5 protein-coding genes are annotated in these 3,494 nt (G+C 62.2%); 4 read left to right on the top strand and 1 reads right to left on the bottom strand.

Features of this window, described 5'->3' with window-relative positions; translation table 11 throughout:
- The 4 genes from EPO09_RS08070 to EPO09_RS08055 form a co-directional block, all read left to right on the top strand.
- Positions 1-1,270, top strand: a 1,270-nt coding sequence (locus EPO09_RS08070) for a ribonucleoside triphosphate reductase (protein ID WP_290641953.1), incomplete at its 5' end; no start/stop codon positions are given.
- A 79-nt stretch (positions 1,271-1,349) separates the two neighbouring features.
- Complete coding sequence (gene nrdD / locus EPO09_RS08065) at positions 1,350-1,559, top strand: anaerobic ribonucleoside-triphosphate reductase (protein WP_290641951.1); 210 nt, start codon at positions 1,350-1,352, stop codon at positions 1,557-1,559.
- Positions 1,560-1,583: 24 nt separating this feature from the next.
- Positions 1,584-2,285 carry an anaerobic ribonucleoside-triphosphate reductase activating protein gene (locus tag EPO09_RS08060; protein ID WP_290641950.1) on the top strand — a complete coding sequence of 234 codons (702 nt, stop codon included), beginning with the start codon at positions 1,584-1,586 and terminating at the stop codon, positions 2,283-2,285.
- Between the two features lie 54 nt (positions 2,286-2,339).
- Positions 2,340-2,744: a ribonucleotide reductase subunit alpha gene (locus EPO09_RS08055; RefSeq protein WP_290641948.1), complete on the top strand. Its 405-nt coding sequence runs from the start codon at positions 2,340-2,342 to the stop codon at positions 2,742-2,744.
- Positions 2,745-2,756: 12 nt separating this feature from the next.
- On the opposite strand, the gene EPO09_RS08050 is transcribed toward EPO09_RS08055, so the two are convergent.
- A partial coding sequence (locus EPO09_RS08050) for an NnrS family protein (protein WP_290641946.1) occupies positions 2,757-3,494 on the bottom strand: 738 nt, incomplete at its 5' end.

Below are 3,494 nucleotides of genomic sequence, written 5' to 3'. Positions count from 1 at the left end.
CATCCAGGAGCTGGTTTACAACCTCAACGTGCCCTCGCGCTGGGGCACGCAGACGCCCTTCACCAACCTGACCTTCGACTGGACCTGCCCCGATGACCTCAAGGAGCAAGTGCCCGTCATCGCAGGCGTTGAGATGCCTTTTGCCTACGGCGATCTGCAAGCCGAGATGGACCTGATCAACCAGGCCTATATCGACGTGATGATGCGCGGCGACGCCAAGGGCCGCGCCTTCACCTTCCCCATCCCCACGTACAACATCACCAAGGACTTCCTCTGGGATCACCCCAACACCGAGCGCCTGTTCGAGATGACGGCCAAATACGGCCTGCCCTACTTCCAGAACTTCCTCAACTCGGATCTGCAGCCCAACATGATCCGCTCCATGTGCTGCCGACTGCAGCTGGATTTGCGTGAGCTGCTCAAACGCGGCAATGGCCTGTTCGGCTCGGCCGAGCAGACGGGCTCGCTGGGTGTGGTGACCCTCAATTGCGCGCGACTGGGTTACCTCTACAAGGGCGATGAAGCCGCCCTGCTCGCCCGCACCGACGAGCTGATCGAGTTGGGCAAGACCAGCCTGGAGATCAAGCGCAAGGTCATCCAGCAGCACATGGACAACGGGCTCTTCCCCTACACCAAGCGCTATCTGGGCACCCTGCGCAATCACTTCTCCACGCTGGGCGTGAACGGCATCAACGAGATGATCCGCAACTTCACGGGCGATCAGGAAGACATCACCTCGGCGTGGGGAGAAGCTTTTGCGCTGCGCTTCCTGGACCACATCCGAGCCCGCATCACCGACATCCAGGAAGAAACCGGCCACCTCTACAACCTCGAAGCCACACCGGCAGAAGGCACCACCTACCGCTTCGCCAAGGAAGACCTCAAGCGCTTTGACGACATCCTGCAGGCCGGCCCCAGCGACATGCCCTACTACACGAACTCATCGCAACTGCCCGTGGGCTTCTGCGACGACCCGTTCGAAGCCCTGGAGCGACAAGAGGCCTTGCAAGCCAAGTACACAGGGGGTACCGTATTGCATCTGTACCTGGGTGAGCGCGTGTCGTCTGCGCAGGCCTGCAAGGAGCTGGTCAAGCGCGCACTGACGCGCTTCCGCCTGCCCTACATCACGATCACCCCGACGTTCTCGATCTGCCCCGTTCACGGCTACCTGGCCGGTGAACACGAGTTCTGCCCCAAGTGCGACGAAGAGGCACTGGCACGCAAGCGAGTCGAAAGCCCCTCCGGCAGCAACTGCTGCACCCATCACTGATCGCTATTACTGATCACCATCTCACTCACCAACCCAATCAGCAACCGATCACCAATTGATCAAACAGGAGCTACACCTCATGAACACCATCCGCCATCCCTCGCAAGCCCATCCCGTACTCGCCGAAGGCGAACGTCAACGCTGCGAGATCTGGACCCGCGTCATGGGCTACCACCGCCCGGTCTCGTCGTTCAACACCGGCAAGAAAGGTGAATTCGCAGAACGCATCTACTTCAAGGAACCCGGCCAGCCATGCGTCACGGCCTCGCTTGAAGAAGCGTGCGTGTGAGCCTTTGCCCATGTTGACAAGCCCATGCTGAAAATAGGCGGCTTCACTCCCTTGAGCACCACGGACTGGCCAGGCCAACTGGCCGCCGTGGTCTTCGTGCAAGGCTGCCCCTGGCGGTGCCACTACTGCCACAACGTCGAGTTGCAAACCCGCGAAGGCGGCCTGCCTGGTGGCTGGCTGCAGGTGCTGGGCACATTGGCGCGCCGGCAAGGTTTGCTCGATGGCGTCGTGTTCAGCGGTGGCGAGCCCACGCTCGATCCCGAGTTGCCGGACGCCATTCAAACCGTGCGCAGCATGGGCTTCAAGGTCGGACTGCACACCGCCGGTGTCTACCCCGATCGGCTCGAAGCCATCCTGCCTTACGTGGACTGGATCGGCTTTGACATCAAAGCCAACTTCACAGATTACGAAGCCATCACCGACATACCCCGCAGTGGCCTGCCCGCCTGGCGCAGCCTTCAGGCCGTGCTGCAAGCAGTCAAGCACCAAGGCCTCGCGCTGGAGATCCGCACCACCTGGCATCCCCAACTGCACCGTGATGACGCCTTGCTTGCACTGGCTCAGGCCTTGATTGAGATGGGCATCCAGCGCTGGGTCTTGCAACCCTTTCGGGACGCCCACATTCAAACGGCCGAACACGCCGAACTCAGCGCCAGTTGGGCACCGCCCTCAGCGGAACTGCTGCAACGCCTGCGCGACACCGGTTTGACGCTTGAACTTCGATAGACTGGCTGGACCTCATCCGGCGCACATCCCGCCCATTACCTCAGACCGCACCCCATGCAGATTTCCACCTTTGACGACCTGCTTCAAGCCGCCCGCCAGCAAGCCGATGCCCAGCGCCTGCTGCTGGTATTTGCCGAAGCCACGCTGCCGGATAACGCCTCGCCCGAGCAACGCGCGGCCTTTGCGGCTGGGCACGGCGGCGAGCTGGCCCCCACCACCTGCGTCGATAAAACGCCCGACGAAATCGGCAGCTTTGCCGCGCTGGTTCAGGATGCGGCCCAGTTCAGCCCGAACTGGGTGATCGTGTTTGTGGCAGGCGCGGCGGGCATTGGCCCCAAAGCCCCGACCAGCAAAGATGTCGAGGCCCATTTGCAAGGCATGGTCGAGGCCATCAAGGCTGGCCAGTTGGGGAACTTCATCCCCTTCAACCGCGATGGCGATGCAGTCAACTTGAACTGACCCAGGCGCACATCAGCCTGGCCTGCCATCCACCCTGGGCAGGCCATACCAACGGCCATAACGCAGCGACCAACTGCCCATCACCAGCAGCCACGTTGTGGCTCCGCCCAGCAACAGCCAGCTGGATTGAGCAGGCCACACAATCGCCAGCAGGCGCAAGACCACGGCCAGCTGCAAGCCCCAGAAAAGGCCCCAGGCCAGGTTGTCGGCGGTGAGCGTGCGGCCACTGTGGCCACAACTGACCCGCGTGACCATGGCCAGCAAGATGCTACCCAGAAAGCCCATGGTGAGCGCGTGCAAAGGCAAGAGGTTCAGTTGAACCTGCCCCACAGCACCCATGACCACCGACGCGGCATCCAGGCAAAAGGCCAGCCCTAGCCAAACAAAGCCGATATGGAGCATGGCCAGCAGGCGGATCCGCAGGCTTTGAACCAGGCCCCATCGCACCGCCAGCCCGATGACCAGTGCGCCCGACGCACTCGACACCACGGCGCGCAAGCCCATCCAGACGGGCCCCTGCCATCCCAGTTCATCGACCACCAGCCAGCAGCCCTGCACACCCACCAGCGCCAGCAAGGTCCACAACAACCAGTTGGGCCGCCAGGCATCCAGCACCGGTAATGCCGATGCCGTGAAAAAGGGAATCATGCGGTGCGCCACGGTGGCGTACACAGGCACGATGAACCACCAAAGGCCCAGCAAAGCAGCCAGACGGATGATGCGGTAGTCGCCCAAGGCCATGCCTGCGGC

This window comes from Aquabacterium sp. (genome assembly GCF_004297345.1).
GTDB lineage: Bacteria > Pseudomonadota > Gammaproteobacteria > Burkholderiales > Burkholderiaceae_C > Aquabacterium.
This window is presented reverse-complemented; position numbering and strand designations above follow the sequence as displayed.

What these genes read in the sequence shown, in the direction of transcription:
- nrdD (WP_290641951.1), top strand. Translation starts at nt 1,350, where the DNA reads ATGAACACCATCCGCCATCCCTCGCAAGCCCATCCCGTACTCGCCGAA.
- EPO09_RS08060 (WP_290641950.1), top strand. Translation starts at nt 1,584, where the DNA reads ATGCTGAAAATAGGCGGCTTCACTCCCTTGAGCACCACGGACTGGCCA.
- EPO09_RS08055 (WP_290641948.1), top strand. Translation starts at nt 2,340, where the DNA reads ATGCAGATTTCCACCTTTGACGACCTGCTTCAAGCCGCCCGCCAGCAA.